The 21,076-nt window shown below is 24.6% G+C and carries 20 protein-coding genes; all 20 read left to right on the forward strand.

From position 1 onward, the window contains the following. Position 1: 1 nt before the first annotated feature. The 20 genes from dnaB (at position 2) to pheT (ending at position 20,952) form a co-directional block, all read left to right on the forward strand. Entirely contained in the window at positions 2-1,396 is a 1,395-nt protein-coding gene (gene dnaB, locus AACK85_RS00135) for a replicative DNA helicase (RefSeq protein WP_338969857.1), read from the forward strand. Between the two features lie 98 nt (positions 1,397-1,494). Then, the gene (locus AACK85_RS00140) at positions 1,495-2,550 is read left to right on the forward strand and encodes a hypothetical protein (protein ID WP_338969859.1); all 1,056 of its coding nucleotides are present in this window, start codon (positions 1,495-1,497) and stop codon (positions 2,548-2,550) included. Positions 2,551-2,625: 75 nt separating this feature from the next. After that, complete coding sequence (locus AACK85_RS00145) at positions 2,626-3,966, forward strand: hypothetical protein (RefSeq protein WP_338969861.1); 1,341 nt, start codon at positions 2,626-2,628, stop codon at positions 3,964-3,966. Then, positions 3,966-4,625, forward strand: a complete 660-nt coding sequence (locus AACK85_RS00150; RefSeq protein ID WP_338969863.1) for a uracil-DNA glycosylase — start codon at positions 3,966-3,968, stop codon at positions 4,623-4,625. The genes AACK85_RS00145 and AACK85_RS00150 overlap by 1 nt, the downstream gene beginning before the upstream one ends. A 16-nt stretch (positions 4,626-4,641) precedes the next feature. Continuing rightward, positions 4,642-5,547, forward strand: coding sequence for an ECF transporter S component (locus tag AACK85_RS00155; RefSeq protein ID WP_338969865.1), 906 nt, complete (start codon positions 4,642-4,644; stop codon positions 5,545-5,547). A 25-nt stretch (positions 5,548-5,572) separates the two neighbouring features. Further along, a complete protein-coding gene (cysS, locus tag AACK85_RS00160) occupies positions 5,573-6,907 on the forward strand; it encodes a cysteine--tRNA ligase (RefSeq protein WP_338969867.1) in 1,335 nt (444 codons plus the stop codon). Beyond that, complete coding sequence (gene rlmB / locus AACK85_RS00165) at positions 6,907-7,662, forward strand: 23S rRNA (guanosine(2251)-2'-O)-methyltransferase RlmB (protein ID WP_338969869.1); 756 nt, start codon at positions 6,907-6,909, stop codon at positions 7,660-7,662. Before cysS ends, rlmB begins: the two co-directional genes overlap by 1 nt. Beyond that, positions 7,655-8,389 carry a hypothetical protein gene (locus AACK85_RS00170; protein WP_338969871.1) on the forward strand — a complete coding sequence of 245 codons (735 nt, stop codon included), beginning with the start codon at positions 7,655-7,657 and terminating at the stop codon, positions 8,387-8,389. The genes rlmB and AACK85_RS00170 overlap by 8 nt, the downstream gene beginning before the upstream one ends. Positions 8,390-8,465: 76 nt before the next feature. After that, positions 8,466-8,624, forward strand: coding sequence for a 50S ribosomal protein L33 (rpmG, locus tag AACK85_RS00175; RefSeq protein ID WP_338969873.1), 159 nt, complete (start codon positions 8,466-8,468; stop codon positions 8,622-8,624). A gap of 11 nt (positions 8,625-8,635) precedes the next feature. After that, on the forward strand, positions 8,636-9,118 hold the full coding sequence (gene secE, locus AACK85_RS00180; protein WP_338969875.1) for a preprotein translocase subunit SecE: 483 nt from the start codon (positions 8,636-8,638) through the stop codon (positions 9,116-9,118). A gap of 12 nt (positions 9,119-9,130) precedes the next feature. Continuing rightward, positions 9,131-9,730 carry a transcription termination/antitermination protein NusG gene (nusG, locus tag AACK85_RS00185; RefSeq protein ID WP_338969877.1) on the forward strand — a complete coding sequence of 200 codons (600 nt, stop codon included), beginning with the start codon at positions 9,131-9,133 and terminating at the stop codon, positions 9,728-9,730. A 335-nt stretch (positions 9,731-10,065) separates the two neighbouring features. Continuing rightward, on the forward strand, positions 10,066-11,898 hold the full coding sequence (locus AACK85_RS00190; protein WP_338969879.1) for a hypothetical protein: 1,833 nt from the start codon (positions 10,066-10,068) through the stop codon (positions 11,896-11,898). Next, positions 11,816-12,004, forward strand: a complete 189-nt coding sequence (locus tag AACK85_RS04990; RefSeq protein ID WP_422397531.1) for a Vmc-like lipoprotein signal peptide domain-containing protein — start codon at positions 11,816-11,818, stop codon at positions 12,002-12,004. The genes AACK85_RS00190 and AACK85_RS04990 overlap by 83 nt, the downstream gene beginning before the upstream one ends. Before the next feature lie 92 nt (positions 12,005-12,096). After that, positions 12,097-12,987: a hypothetical protein gene (locus tag AACK85_RS00195; protein WP_338969881.1), complete on the forward strand. Its 891-nt coding sequence runs from the start codon at positions 12,097-12,099 to the stop codon at positions 12,985-12,987. Next, the gene (locus AACK85_RS00200) at positions 12,966-14,288 is read left to right on the forward strand and encodes a hypothetical protein (RefSeq protein WP_338969883.1); all 1,323 of its coding nucleotides are present in this window, start codon (positions 12,966-12,968) and stop codon (positions 14,286-14,288) included. The genes AACK85_RS00195 and AACK85_RS00200 overlap by 22 nt, the downstream gene beginning before the upstream one ends. A gap of 1 nt (position 14,289) precedes the next feature. Continuing rightward, positions 14,290-15,093 carry a hypothetical protein gene (locus tag AACK85_RS00205; protein WP_338969885.1) on the forward strand — a complete coding sequence of 268 codons (804 nt, stop codon included), beginning with the start codon at positions 14,290-14,292 and terminating at the stop codon, positions 15,091-15,093. Positions 15,094-15,305: 212 nt separating this feature from the next. Next, positions 15,306-16,457, forward strand: coding sequence for a hypothetical protein (locus AACK85_RS00210; RefSeq protein WP_338969887.1), 1,152 nt, complete (start codon positions 15,306-15,308; stop codon positions 16,455-16,457). A gap of 50 nt (positions 16,458-16,507) precedes the next feature. Continuing rightward, a complete protein-coding gene (locus AACK85_RS00215) occupies positions 16,508-16,852 on the forward strand; it encodes a lipoprotein (protein ID WP_338969889.1) in 345 nt (114 codons plus the stop codon). Between the two features lie 661 nt (positions 16,853-17,513). Then, entirely contained in the window at positions 17,514-18,554 is a 1,041-nt protein-coding gene (gene pheS / locus AACK85_RS00220) for a phenylalanine--tRNA ligase subunit alpha (RefSeq protein WP_338969891.1), read from the forward strand. A gap of 1 nt (position 18,555) precedes the next feature. Beyond that, positions 18,556-20,952, forward strand: coding sequence for a phenylalanine--tRNA ligase subunit beta (pheT, locus tag AACK85_RS00225; protein WP_338969893.1), 2,397 nt, complete (start codon positions 18,556-18,558; stop codon positions 20,950-20,952). Positions 20,953-21,076: the final 124 nt, after the last annotated feature.

Below are 21,076 nucleotides of genomic sequence, written 5' to 3' on the forward strand. Positions count from 1 at the left end.
TATGATTGAAAATAATGAAATGACAAATTCTATTTTATTAAATGCAGAGGCGCAATTGTTATCTATTGCAATTCACTCTTCAACAGCTTTTAATGAAATTTCTTTGCAGGTAAAAACAGATGATTTTACAAAGCAGGCTAATCAAATTATTTACAAAACATTATTTGAATTAAGAGATGAAAATAAAGATATTTCATTGACGCAATTAGCAGATTATTTAAATTATTCAAATAAATTAAATCAAGCTGGCGGAATGGTATATTTATCAGAATTATCATCTTTATACTATACAGATGAAGGATTTGAAAATTTTGTTCAAATTATTTTTGAACATTCACTTAAAAGGCAACTAACTAAAACAGTTACTGATATAAAATCATGATTAGATTCAGGTCAATCATCTATAATGCAAATTTTTTCTCAAGCTCAGTCGAGTATTTTAGATATTAAAACAGATTTATTATCAGATTCAATGACACCAATTTCTGTTATTGCAGATGAAGTACTACATCACATAGATAAATTGCGTCAGAATAAAGAAATAATAACAGGAGTTCCCTCTGGATTTAAAGATTTAGATAATATGACAGCTGGTTGACAAAATGGTGATTTAATTATTTTGGCTGCTAGACCTTCAATGGGTAAAACTGCATTTGCATTAAATTTAGGTTTTAATGCAGCAATAGAATCATTACAACAAGGAACATCAAAAACAAATGGAATTGCATTTTTTTCTTTAGAAATGCCAAAAGAACAATTAGTTCAACGTATATTTGGTATGCAAGCACAAATTAATTCTCAAACTATTAGAACCGGACAAGTTAATAATAGTAGCAACCAATCAATTGCAAATATGGAATTGATGGAAAAATTGGCTAATGCTAATGAAACAATCAAACGTTTAAACATCGTAATAGATGACACACCGGGAATGACGGTCTTACAAATTCAATCAAAGTTAAGAAAAATGAAACGTGATTATGGCATTAATTTATGTGTAATAGATTATTTACAATTAATTTCTTCTGTGAATGGTTTTGGTGATAACAGGCAAAATGAAATTGCAACAATTTCAAGACAATTAAAAAAGGTAGCCAGAGAATTAAATATGCCAATAATTTGTTTATCACAATTATCTCGTTCTGTTGAAAAACGTGAAGATAAAAAACCTATTATGTCTGATCTTCGTGATTCTGGTGCTATAGAACAAGATGCAGATATTATTATGTTTTTGTATCGACAAGATTACTATCTACACGATAACCAATTAGTTAATGAACAATCAGATGTTGATGAAACAGAAATAATTATCGCAAAACATCGTAATGGGCCAACAGGAATTATTAAATTGAATTTTAATAAATTATATGGAAAATTTACAAATACAATAAATTAATAATTTTAAAATAAATCATTTTGGTGATTAATAATATTTATGTATTATAGGGTTCGTTTTTGCTATAATAAATTTATGATTTGTGGGAGAGAGACTATATGAAAAAACTATTATCAATTTTAGGTTCATTATTTTTAATGTCAACATCAGCAATATCTGTTGCATCTTGTTCTATACCTAAAAAAACAATTGATATATCAATAGGAGATGGGTCAAATAAACTTGAAGATTATCAAGGAACAACAGGTAATTTAGTGACTATGGTTGTTTTTGATATTTTAAATTTATTGAATTATAATCCTGAAGTGCATGAAAATGATGATATTAATTTACCAGATAATATAAAAAATCTACCTTTATTAGCTGACGGAAATAAAGAAAAATTAATTCAAAAAGATGAGAAATGAAAAGATTTTTATAAAGATTTTGAATCATCTAATGATTTTTTTTATAAAAATGTTAATGTAACAAATAGTAGTGGAGCAAAACCAAATAATCCTTCTGCAGATAGTGGTGGTTATGTTGGTAAAACATTTAAACAAGGAATGACTAATGATGGCTCTCCAGAAAGTATAGAAAATGCAAAGCCAATATTCCCAAATATAGATGTGCCATCATCTACAACAGAAGAAATAAATAAAACTCAAACTAATGTTTTGGGTGATCAAATTTTTAATACATTAAGTGGCGTAAATTTTAATTTGCAATATGATGATAGTGAAAATGAAGATATTGATACTTCAAAACCAATAGAGGTCGCACCAAACGCAACTGATGTTCCACTTTATTATACTAATGCTATTAATAGTGATTCAAAGGGTGATGAAGATAAATATAAAACTCAAATAGAGGGAACTATTTACGAAACTGCAATTCCTGATATGACTTTTATAATTACTTTTGAAGGCATTAAAAATTATACAATTACTTTACCAATTACAAATGTTGTTTATTTGTTATGAACAATTAACGCAATTGAAAATACAGATGCAGATACAAAAGATGATTTTTCTGGATCGTTATATACATTTGCATATCAATATCAATTTTCAAAAGATGTTATTGCATCTCGTTCTGGAACAGATTATATGTCAACAGCATTTCAATTATTTAATGATAATACTTTTGATCAAATGTCAATAGATTTTTCATAATAATATAATGGCTTCATTTTTTGGTGCCATTTTTTTTATGTTATAATAACTATGATTTTCAAGGGGTGTGAATCAATGAACAGCAATCTGGTTATTTTTAAAACAAATACTTCATATGATGTTGTAGAGCAAGATACAAAAAAAGTATTAGCTCAATTTCAAACAGAAGAATTAGCACAACAATATGCTTTATCAATAATTAACTCACAATCTCAATCATCAAATGATTATCAAATTTTGCCATTTTTTTCACCTTCAAATGAAAATAATGCTACAAATAGATTATTACAACAACAAACAGAATCGCAACTTGAACAAATGCAATTAGAATATATGAAACAACAACAAACGCCACCAAATATTCAATTTGTTTCAGTTCCTCAACCACAATACATCCCATATCCAATTAATAATGCTAATGCAATACCACAAAATAATATGTCATATGGCGGTATTAACCAACAAATAAGAAGAAGTGTACCACAAAGAAAAGTTTTATATACAGATTCTGATGAATATCCAACATATGATCCATACGATAATTTTACAATGACATCAGATTTTGACGGGCCATTTAACTTAAATAATCAGACAGGTGAATTAGAAATACCACCAACAATAGACGCGACACAAAGTTTATATGATAATTCAAAAAATAAATTATTGAAAGATCAAGTATTTGATGACTATGGTGCGTTTGTTTTAACAGAACCACAAAAAGTTTACACAACAGATGATAGATCACATGGTGAATCTATTAATTATAAATATGATGATTTAGGATATGAAAATAATGACTTCAAAACTATAGAACCTATAAAACCGATTTTTAAAACAGAAACTTTGGATGATAATTCGTTAAATGCATTAGATAATCTTAATATAGCAAATAATGAAAAAATGAAAAATTTAAGTAAGGCTGAAAAAAAACAAGTAAAATTAATGAAAAAACAGCAAAAAAAAAATAAATCTAACGTAGAATTAATTGAAGATGATTTTGATGAACCAGAGCCCTATTTAATAAATGATAATTCAAAGCAAATTCCAAATAATAATCAAGGAGGTAAAGACAAATATATTTATGATCCTCAACCAACTTCAATTAATGTCCGCCAATCAGCGGTAAATAATGTCTCAAATTATAGATCAAATGATGTATCTTCAATTTATAGAGGTTCAAGCAATGTTATTGATTTAGGTCCCGAAGCCGAAGAAGATGATATTTTCTCAAATCCAAGAGAAGATGCAAGGCAATATGCGAGAAATAATGGCGGAGATTTAGGAGATTTTGAACGTTTTGATAATAATCCTCGTTTAGAAAAAAAGAGATTGAAACAAGAGAATAAATTAATGAAATTACGTGAAAAGGAAATAGCACAAGAATATAAATTGAAAGAAAAGAGTAAAAACAAATAATGATGAAAATAGATTCAAGCTGGCAGGATTTTTTTTCTCAAGAATACAAAAAAGATTATTATAAAAAATTGATGAAGCAAATAGAATTTGAATATAAAAATAAAAATGTATTTCCAAGTCATGATGATCTTTTTCGATTATTTTCACTTGTTAAATCAGAAAATATTAAAGTTGTGATTATTGGGCAAGATCCATATCATGGTATAAATCAAGCAAATGGATTAGCTTTTTCAACAAATTCTTTTAAAACACCGCCATCTTTAAAAAATATTTTCAAGGAATTGAAAGATGACTTAGGTGTTGATCATTCATTTGCAAATTCACTAGATGGATGGGCAAAACAAGGTATTTTCCTAATGAATGCAATTTGAACAGTGGAAGAAAAAACACCATTAAGTCACGAATCAACCGGGTGGTTAATTTTTTCAAAAAATCTCTTAAATTATTTATTAAAAATTAATTCAAATGTTATTTTTTGTTTGTGAGGTAATTTTGCAAAAAATCTATATAATAATTTAGAAAGTAAAAGTAATTTTGTTATTGAATCTGGACATCCTTCACCATTTAGTTGAAAATATTTTCATAATACAAAACCTTTTTCAAAAATAAATCAAATTTTAATATCACAGAACCAGCCAATCATAGATTGATCAAAATAGAAAGAAAGGTTTATATATGCAGCAAATTAGTGAATGATTGTTAACAAGTAATCATATGGCAATTATGGTTACGGGCTTAATAGGTGGATTTGCATTTATTTATATTATTTATAATGCAATTTCATATGCAATATTGCGTGAAAGATACCACGGTATTCGATTTACAACAAAAAATATTGCCTATATTACAATGTTCACTGCAGTTTCTGTTTCTGTTACAGTTGTTGTTTCTATGACTGTACCAATTACTGTTTTTCCACCGATTAGAATAGCAATTGAAGGTGTTATGGTTAAAATTACTGGTTTTATGTTTGGACCAATTGTTGGTTTATTGGTTGGATTGATTACAGAAGGATTAACTATGTTATTTGTACCTTCTTTTATTCATCCTGCTTTTATAATTTGTATATGTGCTTTTGGTTTTATCTCTGGAATTGGATCTTCTTTTAACAGAATTTCAGGTTCAAAAAGAAATATCTTATTGATTTTAATAAATTTATTTGTTACTTTATTTGGTATTTTTATTTATGTTATTTATGCATACTGAAGGCCAGTAAACAACCAAGTATCAATTTTGGGAATTGTAATGTCTAAAGAAATTTATATGTGATTTTTTATTGCAACATTAATTTTGACTTTACTCATTGTCTGAATAACGTATTTTTCTTTAATAAAGAATCATGCTAAAATGTTAGATGAACTTTTGCCCGTGATGTTAATTGCAATCACATGCGAATATTTAGCGACAACGTTAATTTCAGCTTGAGGAGATGGCGAATTTTTAGGAATTCCATCAACAGAAGGATATTCTACAATGGTTGCTATACGTTTAGTTCAAGCACCTTTAAAAATAATTTTTAATAGTTTTGTTTTGTATTTTTCATATAAAGCGGTAAAACCGTTAATCAAAAAAGATAGATAGAACAAATAGTAAAGGAAGATGAGGAATGAAATTTTATAGTTCATTTAGTCAACGTGAAGTAGAACTTGATGATGATTTTATAAAAATTTACTTATGCGGGCCTACAGTTTATAGTGACATACATATCGGTAATGCAAGACCGATTTTACTTGTTGATTTTTTTGTTCGTTGTTTAGAATTTTTAGATTTTCAAATTGATTACATGCAAAATATTACAGACATTGATGACAAAATAATTAATAAAGCGAGAGCTGAAAATGTTAACGAAGAAGTTATAGCAAAGAAATATACCGATGCTTATCTTGATATTTTGAAAAAACTTAATATAAGAAAACCAAATTCGTTAAGACCAATTTCACAAAAAATTGAAAAAATAATAAAATTTATAGATCTATTAATTGAAAAAGAAATGGCCTATGAAGTCAATGGTAACGTTTATTTTTCAATTGATAAATATAAAGATGAATACGGTAAACTTTCAAATAAAAAACTTGATGAATTGAATATAGGGAAAAGAATAGCTATTGATAAAAATAAACATAATCCTTTAGACTTTGTAATTTGAAAAAAAACAACAGAAGGTAAACAATGATACACTAAATGATCGAAAGGTAGGCCAGGTTGACACACAGAATGTGCCGTTTTAATAGATAATCATTTCGGAAGTGAAGGTGTAGATGTTCATTTTGGTGGAGTAGATTTACAATTTCCTCATCATGAAAATTCTCGTATTCAATTTTTGGCAAAAAATAAACATGAAATTGCAAAAATCTGAATGCATAATGGTCATGTTACACTTGGTGATGCTAAAATGTCAAAATCATTAGGGAATATTTTAACTGTTAAAGAATTTTTAAAAGATAATTCTGTAAATGAATTGCGATATATTTTCATGACAAAAAACTATAGAGCACCTATTGATTTTAATAATGATTTATTGCAACAAGCAAAAAAATGAGAAGACAGAATTAAAAAATTATTAATTAAAATTCGTTGACAATGTGCAGTCGGTAAAATTTTTATTACAGAAAATATACCAATTGATGAAGAATTAAATTCGTATCATTTCATTGCTAATTTTAAAGATTACATTACAAATGATTTAGACCTTCCTGCAATGATAACACAAATAGATTTAATGGTTAAACATATAAATCAACAATTGCTATTTGAAGAGATAGACTCAACGCCAACTAAATTAAATATAATTTTAAATGTTTTAGGTTTTGATTTTAAATTAAAAGAATTAACAAAAGATGAAGTGAATGAAATTTTAGAATGACAACAATTATTATTTGAAAAGAAATTTGACATGGCAGATAGTTTAAGAAAAAATTTATTAGAACGAGAGTTATTATAATGCAGCATACTAATAAAAATGAATTAATTATCGTAACCGGTAAGCATTCTGTTTTTGAATTAATTGAAAAACAACCTAATCAGATAAAAAATATTAAAGTTATTTCAAAAGTGCTTCTAACAAAATATAGTTCAATTTTAAAAGAGTATAATATCGATGTGCAAGTACAAAAGAAATTAACAAATATAAATGAAATTGATTCTAATAAAACACAAGGAATAACAGCTGAGTTAAAAGATTTTTTATATACAGATCTGCAAAAATATTTAAAAATTGCAAGCAATTATAAAAAACAAACAGTTTTAATTTTAGATAAAATTAATGATCCGCATAATTTCGGTTCTTTAATTCGTTCTGCCGTTCAACTTGGTGTTGACGCAATTATTATTCCAGAAAAAAATCAAGTTAAAGTTACATCAACGGTTATAAAAACATCTGTTGGTGCAATATGAAGTATACCGATTATTTTAGTTCCAAATTTAGTTTCAACAATAAATTTATTAAAAAATAATGATTTTTGAATATACGGAACTAATCTTTCAAAAAATAAAACAAAACTGAATGAAACTCCTTTCTATGAGAAAATAGCTTTAATTTTGGGTAATGAAGGAAACGGTATTTCACAAAAATTAAGTGAAAAACTAGATTTTAATATTTTTGTGCCGATGACAAATTTAATTGACTCTTTGAATGTGAGTGTTGCTGGAGCAATTATTATGTATCACATTTTTATAAGCCAAAAAAACAATGAATAAAATCATAAATTCATCGCAGTTTAATTTTCTTAAATATTTAAGAAAATTCTTCACAAATGCAAATTTCTTTATAGTTCAACAATTCGTTAGAGAAGTTTTAAATTCTTTTAGAACAAATACAAAAATATTAAAAAGTAGAGATCCATATTTGAAATTTATGAATTTAATAAACTATTGAACAAAAATTTTTTTGAATAGTGAAATAAATTTTATAAAATATAATAATAATCCATTGAATCAACTTTATGAATTGTGTCTTAATTATTTAAGAAATTATTTTGAAGATTATATCCAACATATCAAAATAAATTTCAAATCGAATGAAAGATTAAATAATTTAATTTTATTTAAAAAGTCTCTCAAAAAAAACGAAATAAAATTAGCAATTAAAAATAGAATAAATAATCAAGATAACGTGTTAAAAATTTTTTATATAACTAATGATTTAGTTTTAAAAAGATTTTTAATAGGAAATAAAAATCAAAAAAATGAAGTTGATTCTAAAAAAATATATGTAAGATATTTTGTTAAATATGCAAAATTTAATAAAATTGGAGATAAGTTAACTAATTTAGATAAATTTATTTTAGATGAAATAAATTTTGATAATAGATTAACAATGCGAGATTTTCTGTATGAAATTAGTCAGCAAAATTATATGGGAAAATATAAAAATAATTTCAAAAATTCTATTTACATTTTAAGAGAAATTTGAGAAAATATCTAATGTAATTTACAACTCTTAGGAGTTGTTTTTATTTGCTCAATTTAAAATTTAGTGTATTATGTAAGTGAGGTAAAATATGGGTAATAATTCAAAAAAAGTAATTCTTGTTTGTGAAGAATGTCTATCAAGGAATTATTCAATAACAAAAAGTGCTATTGGACAACGCGAAAGAATAGTAATCAAAAAACATTGTGTAAAGTGTAATAAACATACAATACATAAAGAAACACGTTAGGAGATTCATTTATGAAAGATAATTTGTCAAATGATAATAAAGAAATAGACGTTATAGAAAAAAACAAAGTAAAACAAAAATTGGCAGAGCAGAAAGCTCAAATAAAATTACAAAAACAAAAAGATAAAGAAAGTGTAAGGAAATTAAAAAATAATTTAAAAATAACTAAAGCTGAAAATTTAAATCAAAATGATGAAACACTTTCTGATAAAGAAATTAGAAAAAGAGCAAAAAAAGAACAAGAATTAGCATATAAAAATGCAGCTGCTGTAAAATTAAAAAAAACTGAAAAAGACAAAATAAATTGAAAACAAACTATTCGTGAATTTCCAGCTGCAATGACTAAAGAAGTTTTGAAAATTAGATGAGGAACTGCATCATCACTTGGATTTAAATTTTTGATAACAATAATTTTTCTGGCGCTATCCGCAGTCTTCTTTTTCTTAATTGATTGAGGATTACAAGAATTATTTACATTAATGCATGTTTTATAAAAGGAGAATAATATGATACAAGATAATTTAACTAATGAATTAAATCAACCAAAAGGACAATGATTTGTTATCAATTGTAATGTTGGATACGAAGACAGAGTTCGTCAAGATCTATTACAAAAAGTAGAAACAGGTAATTTGACTAATTTAATTTATGATATTAGAATAGCCAAATTACCATTTGAAGGTAAAAATGGTAAGGTTTATGATAAAAATAAATTTCCAGGATATGTTTTTGTGAATATGCAAATGACAGATGAGGCTTGATTTATTGTTAGAAATACACCTGGAGTAACAGGATTTATTGGTTCATCTGGTAAGGGGGCTAAACCACTTCCCTTAATGGCAGATGAAGTTGAAAAAATGCTAATAGATGAAGTAAATAAACCAACTATTGAAGATTATAAAAATCAATTACAAGAAAGAATTAAACTTTCATTTAAAATCGGAGATACAGTTGTAATAAAAAGTGGGACTTTATCTGGAAAAGAAGGTAAAGTTGCAGAATTAAATAATGCAAATAAAACCGCTGTTATTAATATAGAATTGTTTGGCAGATATGTTCCTTCTGAAATTGCATACGATAATATTGAAATAGCTTACAAGGATTAATTTATATATGCAAAATCTAATAATTTTGATTATTAGATTTTTTATTTTGATTGCTAAAATAATTTATTTTTTTGTATTTTTATGTGATAATCTACAAGCGCAAAAGATATATATGTATTTTTATGATTTTATTTATGCATAGATACAAATTAAATTGGGCTTACAAATTATTATTAGTTATAAAATGAAAGATAAATTATCATGAAAAAAATATTAAGTTTATATATCATTTTAATAAACCAAATTATAAAACATAGTTATCATTTTTCTTCTTTTGATTGATGCAATAAAACAATAGATATTTTAAATTATGAAAATTATGAATCTTTTTTGTTTTGGCAGTTGTAGCAACATTTGTTTATGCTGCTGTATCTTCTTATAATAATTCTATTAACTATCAAGCAGCATCATTAGCAGAATCTTTAGTAAACTATAAATTATTTTTTGGACCAGTATTAATTTTTGCACTTTTACCTATAATGTGTTTTGTAGAATCAAGAGAATTATATTTATTTAATTTTAATACTTTATACTATGAGGAACTACGAAACTTTCACAAACGATTAAGAATTAATTTATTGCAGTTATTATTTTCCATTATTTTTATATTTGCTGAAACATTAGTTATACAAATATTTTATTATATGATTTTAATATCAATGCAATTTAATGCGTTAAATTCTTTAATTGCTTTATGTATTTTAGAACTAATTGTGATATTTTCAATAATCATTTGCTTATCGTTATTTTGAATTGCTCATAAATTGATTGGCAAATGAATATTGCTTTCAAATTTATTTTTATTTCTATCGTTTATATTTTTATTTATTAATCAAATAATGAATTGAAAATCATCAACTACTGAATTAAATAATTATGATGAAACAAAAATTCAATTAAATGATGAAACAAAAATAAATTATATAGATTTAAAAAATATTTTGTCTATAGAAAATACAGAACTTTATAAAAAAGAATTTTCAAATACAAAAGATATTTATACACTTATTCACATGTTAAATTATGATTTAAGACCCTTTAATGACAATAATAAAATTATTATTAAAATTTCAAAGTCGAATGATACTTATGCATTTCGAAAATTTGATTATCAAGAATTAATTTCGTATGTTTCAAATAAAAATTTGATGAGTTGAAATATTGCAAAAAATTTAATTCATGAAGAAAATGAAATTAGTTATTTCAATAAATTATTTTCATATTTAAAAGAAGATCAAACTATTGAAAAATTATTAGATTTCTTTAAAGATGATAGTTTACTGGATAAAGATTTAGTGTCAACAAATTTATTAGATTATATATCTATAGATAATGATGGAATACATTTAAATATTAAAATCACAAATGATGATGAATTATTTTTGACAGAATTGTTTAAAGAAATATTTCTTTATTGTTTATATGATAGTGTAACAAATGATAATGATATTGCTGTAAATATTTTGGATGTCATGTTTACAGATAATAATTATAAAAAAACAAAATTAAATTGTTTGGATCAAATGTTGTGAAGTGAACCAATTTATAATAATGAATTGATTGGTATTTTAAAAAAATTTAATTATTCAAATGAAAACTTAAATCAATTTATTGACTATTTTATAACTTCGTTGATTATGAATGTTAATTTAAAACAAATTAATATAACACTTGACATGGCAATTAAAATTTTAAATTATCAAAATAATCAACGAATGAGAAATTATTTTGATATTACAAATCATATGTTCAATTTAGAAATATCTTTTGTATCACAAAGTAAATTAAATAATTATTCATTCTTACACAATAATAATTTAGATAATGTATCTAAAGAAATTAATTCTTTTAATGAATTAGAAATATTGGAAACAGATGACGGTTATTTTATTACAAATAATCTAACTTATTCCAATACGTACACTATATGAATTTTAGTTATTTACACATTAGTAACTTTGACTTTATTTGGTTTGATTATTATTTTAAGAGAACAAAGAATTCGAAATTTTGTTTTTAATTATACATCAGCAGATTTATTAAATGACATTATTAATCAAGTATATAAAAAAGAGGAATATTCAAATGAAAAAACTATTAAGTATATTAGGAACATTAGCATTGGGAGCATCATCAACAGCTCTTTCGGTTTCTTGTTCAACAAATAACTTTAGTCATAATGATTCAGGCAATAATCAAAATGATGAACAAAGTCAGTACAGTTTATTTGGCAAAACTTTTTATCAAAAGAAGATGCTATTTCTTATTATTTAGACAATGAAGTAAAAATAGAAAATAAATCAGATTATCAAAATGATATTCGTTTTGATAATAGACAATACGATACTTTGAGTGATTTATATAATATGGTTGATAAAACAGACGATATTAAATTACAAGTAACACATAAAAATCCAGACAATTATCGTTTGGATGAATTAGGAATGATATCAGATGATGTTGTCACTAATGAAGACAATGAAACAACAGTTTATAAGAATTCAGCAAATCAAGTTGTTGATAGTTTGAGTGAAGCACAAGATTCATATACAAATAAAATTCACACTAAATATCAAGTTGATGGTAATTTGTTTGATAATGAAACTGCAATAATTAGTTATTATAAAAATAAATATGAAGTAGAAAAACCAGATATAAAAAAAATAGATAATTATCATTTAGGTAATTCTTGATATTCAAAAACAGGTTTTGACAAAACACTTGATGCAAGCATTTTAAAAGATGTTTATTACAACAATCAATTAATTAATGAAAATAATAAAGATAATTATGATAGTTTTGAACTAGCACAATACGATAAAGAAAAAGTAACTGAATTAAAAAATAGACCAGGAATGTATTATATACAAACTAAAGCTGATGCCAAAGGTAGGTTAACAGGCAATTTATTTCAGCAAACGCAAGATGATTTAATGCAAAGTGTTTTAGATGCAAAAAATTGAAGTTTAGATAGTATTTCAAGCGAAAGTGTTATGGATTTAATTGAATCATCGATGTTTGAAGTATTTGCAGCAATAGCCTCTGTAGGGCCTTTGAACTTATTGGCAAATGCCAAGACATCATTTCAACAAACAATTTATGATAATTTTGATGAATCAGTTTCACTTTATTTTTCTAAACTGCCAACAAATAAAGTAAATGTGTCTACAGATCAATTTATAAATATTTTAGATAAATACGGTATAAAAACTACTGCGCAAAGTTATTGAAAAATATGACACCATTCACAAATTTAAATTATAATCAAAAAATTACTATTGAACTTTATTTTATTAGAGAAATTTTAAGAAATTTAGATGTAACAAATGATGACAATGACCGAATAAAAAATTTTTATTGTCAAGCTTTATTATCGTTAAATTTAGTTCAAATAGATGGTTCAGATAATGAAGAGCAGTTAAATAATTCATGAACCAATTTGGTAGATTCATATAAAGAAGACAACATAATGGACTTATTAGATTATTTAGTTGAACCAACAGTTTTGAATAATGATGGAGAATCAAAATTAAATATTGATGTAAAACATAAAAATTATTTTGAAATATATTTAAAATTAAATGAATCACTATTTAAATGACAATTAAAAGCCATTGAACCAATTTTGAAAACTATTAAAGCATTTTTAAGATTGACTGCAAGCGCAACTAAAATTGTTGAAGCTTTATCTGTTGCCTTTATTTGAGTTGATTTAGCAATAGAGTTGTTAGATTCAATTGATATTAGAACTACTAAAATTTATAGATTTGAAGTAAGTAAAAATCAATTTTTAACATATCAACAAACAAATTGAGCATGAGAACCGTCAGATTTTGATCCAAGCAGAACTTTTGATGTTTTGGAAATTGCAAAACCAGTAAACGAAATTACTTATTTGTATAATGATAAATATTTTTCAAATTTAAATGAAGCTTATCGTTATGAAAAAAGAGATATTATCAACGATTTATTTAGTTATGAAAAAAATATTAAATATACTTCAAAATATTTTGATGGTTTAACTTATGATTCAAAAGAAGAATTAATTGTGCAAGTCTATAAAACAGTTGAAGTGAAAAGAGCATATGCAGATGAATTTGGTGACATTTTTGATTCATATGAACAAGCATTAAATAGCATTTTGAGACATATTGAAAATATAGATTATAATAAGATTTATTTTTATGATTTTAATGGTATTCAAATTTTAAGAGAAACATATCAACAAGTTTATGATGAAGTACTCTTAGATATTAATATCGAATCAAAATTAATTGACTTTGATGAGTTATTTTCAACTACAATTTTTGATCAATTAACAGATTTAAATAATGAAGGTTATCAAATTTATACATTTGTATATGTAGGGAAGAATTATTATTTTAATTCACAAAGTGCCGCAATAATTTATTATTTAAAATTACATAATTTTACCAATGAATTAGTCAAAATAGATTATTCAACATACACTTTAAATAATCAAACTTTTGATTCTAGAGAATCGTATATTGATTATTTATATGCCAATTTAAAAGAAATTACAGGAGAAAATTTATAATATGTTTAAAATGTTTTTGTTATTAACATCAATATCAAATATTGGTGCAAGTTCACTTGCAGTTATTAGTACTACCCAATCTTTATATAATGAAATAACTGCTATTGAACAATCTATTAAAGATAATTCGTGATTCTTGCGAGAAGAAGATATTTATTTATATCAAAATAAAGAATATCGCAATAAAAATGAAATTTTGGAAGATGTTATAAAAGAAAATCCATTAGAAGAAATTTCAACTTCATCAAATCCAAACAAAATTATGTTAGATGTTAATAGTGGTAAATTAGATCTATCACAAGTATATTCAACAAAAAAAGATGATTATGTTAAAGTTTATCAAAATACTTATGGTAATGTTTTGTTACCAAGTTGTAGTGAAGTTAACTTTATAGATGGTTGTATCCAAAGTGATGAATCAGCTAGAGAAAGAGCATTAGATTCTTATGTATCTCTTGGGAATATTAGGATCAAATATAGTTATGATAATTCAAACTGAAGAGATTCAACAGAAGAAGCCATGACAGCATACAAAAATGCAAAATATAGTGAAGATATTCAATCTTCTTTGTTTTATAATTTTAAAGGACTAAAATATAATGCTTTTAATCAAAATGATTTACAAAAAATGAAATCTATTATGACACCAGGAATTTATTATGATCCAATTGATAGTAATGCTGGTGATGAATTATCAAAACCATTTATAGAAAAAAGAGATAATTTTGGTAAAACAATTGTTAATAAAATTAATACAGAAATAAATTCAACTTTAACAGATAAAAACGAAAATTTATATGAGTAAATGAATTTGAATACACGATACAGTTTTCAATTTCAGATTCAAGTTGATTTGAAATAGGAACTGAATTAGAAAATACAACAGAATTTGCTGATTTAGGTAATGGTGTTAGTGCAATATGCAAAGATCATAAATTAATTATTAAAATTAATGATTCTAAAAATTTTCGTAATTTAAATGTTGATAATATTAAAAATAATATTTTAAATAAAAATTTGTGGTCTGTTAAATATCATTATACAATTGGGCACCATCAAAAGCGTCATGATTATTATTTACAAACAATAATTATAAATAATGTATCATTAAATTTAATTGCTACAACAAATAGTGATAGTTTTGGTCATATTGGTTATAATAGAACAGATATGAATAGTTTATCTTTTGATTCAGAATTATTTAATAATAATTCAAATCAATTATCTATTAATGGTAACCTAAGTCAAAATGTTAAAAATATTTTAGATTGAGTATTTCCAACATATAGTGATGAATTAGATTGAAATACTTTTTTGAAAAATTCTTGAATGGGATTAACAATTGATTTTAAAAATGCTTTTATGAATTTATTAGCAGATAAAATTCAATCAAAATTAACAGAAACAAGCAATGATGATATAATTTTAAATCATTTTAAACAAGATTGAATATATAAGGAATTAACGAATAATGAATATTTCTCTTTGGATTCTTCTAAAAAATATTTTGAAGAGAATATTTTGACAACTTATAGTCAGTATCAAAATGGTCAGAAATTTTCAATTGCGGAATTATCTTCAAATATTGAAATGACATATGATGAATGATTAAATGATTTTTATTATTTAGATACAACAAATTCAGAATTGACATTAAATGAAATGTGATTTGTTGGAAATAACAATGATACTAGAATTACATTCTCTGATGTAATTGGAAACAATATTGCATCATCAATTGAAGGGGCAAAAAACATCAGAGCGCAAAAAGATAATTCAATTTTATATAAAGAATATATCTTATATGATACAAATGTCCAAGAATTAATGATAAGTTTAGATGAAGATCAAGCGATAGAACAGTTAAAAAACAATATTAACCCAACATTTAGATATGTCAATAAAAATGAATTAAAAAAATTACAAAATAATATTTCAAGATTTACAGATATAGTATCTGATGGTTTATATACAATTTATCGTTTTAAAATTGATGATAAAAATTATGTTTATTATAATTCATATGAAAATGCTTTAGCTATGTATGAAAATAAAGAAAATTTAATTGTGGGAATTACTAAAATTAGTAAATTATTTTATGTTTATAGTACAATTGTCAATGGCAGTATTAAAAATATTACTGATCAAGTGATGAAGATATCACTTTAATTGCACAAGAATTATATAATCAATTAAATTAAGAAAGGAAAAATATAAAAATGAAAAAATTATTAAGTATGATATCAGCTTTTGGTTTAACGTTAATGTCAACTACAAGTATTGTATCTTGTACTAGTCATTCATCGGAAGACGATTATGTTATTGATGTGGGTAAAATGCAATTTACCAATATATATGTTAAAGTTAAAAATAGAGATAATTTAACTCAAGCTGATATAGATAAAGCTAAAATACAAGCAAAAGATTCAATTCAAGCAGATCTTTTAAAATATAATAAAAATGCTGATATTGATCGTGATGTTAGATTAGAGTTTGATGACTTAATTCATGCGCCAAATGGATCTAATATATATATATGGCACCATGGGAGATGACATCAATAGCAATGGATTATTTGATGGTTATAATTGAGCTTGAATAGAATTTGTTAATGAAGTTTAGTTTATAAAAAATGAATATTTTAATATTCATTTTTTAATTTGATTGCAATTATTAAAAATTACTTTATTTAACAAATTAAAAACTACATTCTCTGATGTAATGGAAACAATACCGCATCTTTAATTGGAGGGTAAAAAATATCAGAACGTAAAAAATAATCCAATTTTATATAAAAATATTTCTATATAACTCAAATGACAAGAGTGTTTTTTAATAAATCGAAATTAAATTCCGATTTATTATTTAAATCATATTTCATAAAAATGTGTTTATAATACACATTATCCAAAATAATTTTGCGATTATTTTGGATGTGCCAATTTTAAAATATGAAATATTAAATTTAACATAATAAATCTATAAATGTAATATCTAGTATATAATAAAGCATGTAACGAACATAGTAGACAATAAATTTATTTTTAAAGCGAGATTCTAGCGGTGAAAAGGAATCAAAAATAATTGTTGAATTCACTCGTGAAATTATTTAAATAGTTAATTAAGAGAATGATTATTCATTAATTAGGATGGTACCGCGGGCTAAACTCGTTCCTATGCATAAATTGCAAGGAACGAGTTTTTATTTATAAAGGAGAAATTAAAATGACATTAAAAGAATTAGTTGAGCAATTAGATGTTTTTTTAGATGAAATTAAAAAAACAAATAATGAAGAATTAAAAGTATTGAAAGCAAAAATATTTGGTAAACAAGGAGCAATTGCAACCTCAATGCAAGAGATGAAGAATTTATCTGCAGATCAAAAAAAAGAATTTGGTCAAACTATTAATAAAATTAGATTAAATTTAATAGATGAGTTTGATAAACGTGAGTTAAAGTTAGAGAATGAACAAATAAATAAAATAATTCAAAAAGAATTAATTGATATATCTTTACCGGGCAAAGTACATCAGACCGGAAGTTCACACATTTTAAATCAGACATTAAATTCATTGGCCGATATTTTTTCTAGAATGGGTTTTAGAATAATAGACGGTCCTGAAATTGAATATGATAGTTATAATTTTGAAATGCTAAATATACCAGTAAATCATCCAGCGCGTGATATGCAAGATACATTTTATTTTGATGCACAAAAACTTTTACGTACACATACTTCACCAAATCAAATTCGTGAAATGATTCGTACTAAATCTAAAGATGATGTATTAGCAATAATAGCACCAGGTAAAGTTTTTAGAAGAGATTCAGATGACCAAACACATTCTCATCAATTTATGCAAATGGAAGGATTAATGGTTGGCAAAAATATTAATATGGGCCATTTAAAAGGCACATTAGAAACATTCGTAAAAAGTTTCTATGGAATTGATCGAGAAATTAAATTTCGCGCTTCTTATTTTCCGTTTACAGAACCATCTGTTGAAGTTGATGTAATGTGTGGTATATGTACAGGTAAAGGATGTCAGTCTTGTCATAATGTTGGCTGAATAGAAATATTGGGCGCTGGTATGGTGCATCCAAATGTATTGAGAAACGGCGGATACGATCCAAATATTTATTCTGGGTTTGCATTTGGTATGGGTATTGAAAGAATTACTATGTTAAAATACAACATTAAAGATATTCGTTATTTTTATAATGGAGATATTAAAGTTTTAGAACAATTTAAAGGAGAAAATTAAAGTGAAATTGTCATGAAATTTACTAAATCAATTTGTTGACTTGCAAAAATTTACTGTTAACGATGTTGCAAATAAGTTAACATTAACAGGAATTGAAGTTGAAGAAATTGTGCCTTTATTTGAAAATACAAATTTAGTTGTAGGTGAAATAATTTCTGCAATATCAATTGAAGCTAAACCAGAAGATAAATTATGCAAAGTATCAATAGGTAATGAGATTTTACAAATTATTTGTGGTGCACCTAATGCTAGAGCGGGAATAAAAGTTGTTGTTGCAAAATTAGAAGCAAACTTAAAACATATAAATAAAATAATAGACAAGAGAACTGTTGCTGGTGTAGATTCATTTGGTATGATTTGTTCACTTGAAGAAATAGGAATTAAAAAAAATTATTTATCAGAAACAGAACAGATGTCTATAATAGAACTACCAAACGATGCAGAAGTTGGCAATGAAAACCCATTAAAATATATAGGTGCTGATGATGTATCGTTGGAACTTTCTATTACACCAAATCGTATTGATGTTTATTCTGTTTATGGGGTTGCAAAAGAAATTTCATCAATTATGAATGCTAAATTCATTTGAGACGAAAAAAAATTTGAAAGAAAGTTTAAAACAAAATTTGATGTTGAAATCAAAACAACATCAATAATTGCATATACTATGTCTGAAATAAAAAATGTTTCTACTACAATATCAAATTTAAATTTACGTTTATGATTATTAGCATCAGGTCAACAACCAATCAATAATTTAGTTGACGCAGGTAATTTAGTTATGCTAATTTATAATCAGCCATTGCATGTTTTTGATGCAGATAAATTAAGTTCAAATAAATTTACACTTGTAGACAATATTGATGAAAAGATAACAACTTTAGATGGTGAAACAAACGAAATAAAAAAAGAAGATATAGTTATTTCAAATGTTAATCCTGTAGTTATTGCTGGAGTTAAAGGACTATTGAATTCAGCTGTATCTAGTGAAACAAAAAATTTATTGATTGAGTCAGCTATTTTCGATCCGATCTCGATTAGAAAAACTGCAAAGCGTATGCAAATACAATCAGAATCATCAAATAGATTTGCTAGAGGGTTAGTTGGTGATCATTTACTTAATGCACATGAATTGTATTTTTCTATTTTGGGTGAAGCAAATCATAATGCAATTCCATCTAATATTGCAGTGTTTAAAAATTTTGAAAATGTAAATCCACAAATTAATTTTGAAATAAAATGATTAAATAATTATTTAGCTACTAATTTTTCTGATGAAAAAATTTTAGACACTTTAAAAAAATTGAATTTTAAAATTATAGATAAAAATAATTCATATGATGTTACTGCACCATCATATCGAAATGATATAAAAATACGAGAAGATATAGCAGAAGAAATAATTAGAGTAAATGGTTTTGGATTTATAAAAACAGAACTTCCTGTGGTTCAAGTCAAAGAAATAAAACCACATAGTGATTATTTTTCACATGCAAATATAGTTAGAAATTTATTATCTGCAAATGGATTAAATGAAGTAATTACGTATTCACTAGTAAATCAAAAAAGTTATTCGCATTTTGATTCATTAATAAAAACAAAAAATCAATATAAATTGTCAAACCCCGCAACTAATTTGCATGAAATAGTTAGAAAATCATTAATACCTAGTTTGTATCAGGTAATAAATTATAATTTAAATAGAAAACAATCTAATATAAATATTTTTGAAATTTCAAAAGTTTCAATAGATGACGATAAAGAAATTCAATTGTTATCTATTGCTTTATGTGGAAAATTAATTGTAAAGAAATTTTATAACGAAAATAAATCAGATTTTTTTGTTTTAAAAGGCATAATTGAGAATTTATTTTTAAGTTTAAATATTAATGAAAATAAAATTAAATGAGAAAGAATTGAAAATAACAATCAAGATCTACATCCAAATAAATCAGCTTATATAAAAATAGATGAAGAAATTGTTGGTGTAATTGGTGAAATACATCCTTTGAAAGCAAAACAAATAGGTATTCCAAATTCTGTATTAATTTGCGAAATAATTTTAGATAAGTTATTAAATAATTCTATAACTAAGAAATTTTTTATAGCACCTTCAATTTACCCAATTCAAGAAAGAGATATTGCATTTATGATTAATTCAAATATCTTGGTAAATAACATAGTTGATTTTGTAGTTTCATTGAATATAAAGGAAGTAAAATCAGTGGAATTATTTGATGTTTTTGTGAATCATGAATTTGGTGATCGAAAAAAATCTATAGCTATAAATATAATTTTTCAATCAGATGATAAAACTTTAGATTCTGTTTTGATTGATGAATATACATCTACAATCACAAATGAAGTTATTAAAAAATTTAAAGCAGAAATTCGTTAAACGTTAAATAATTTCAAAAATAAGATAAAATAATCTTGTAGTTAATGTGTTTATATATGTTGCAATAATGGTGCAATGTCTCTACGACTAACCAATTAGTCTCTATAAATACAATTATTTTTTA

The organism is Spiroplasma endosymbiont of Labia minor (assembly GCF_964019845.1).
GTDB lineage: Bacteria > Bacillota_I > Bacilli_A > Mycoplasmatales > Mycoplasmataceae.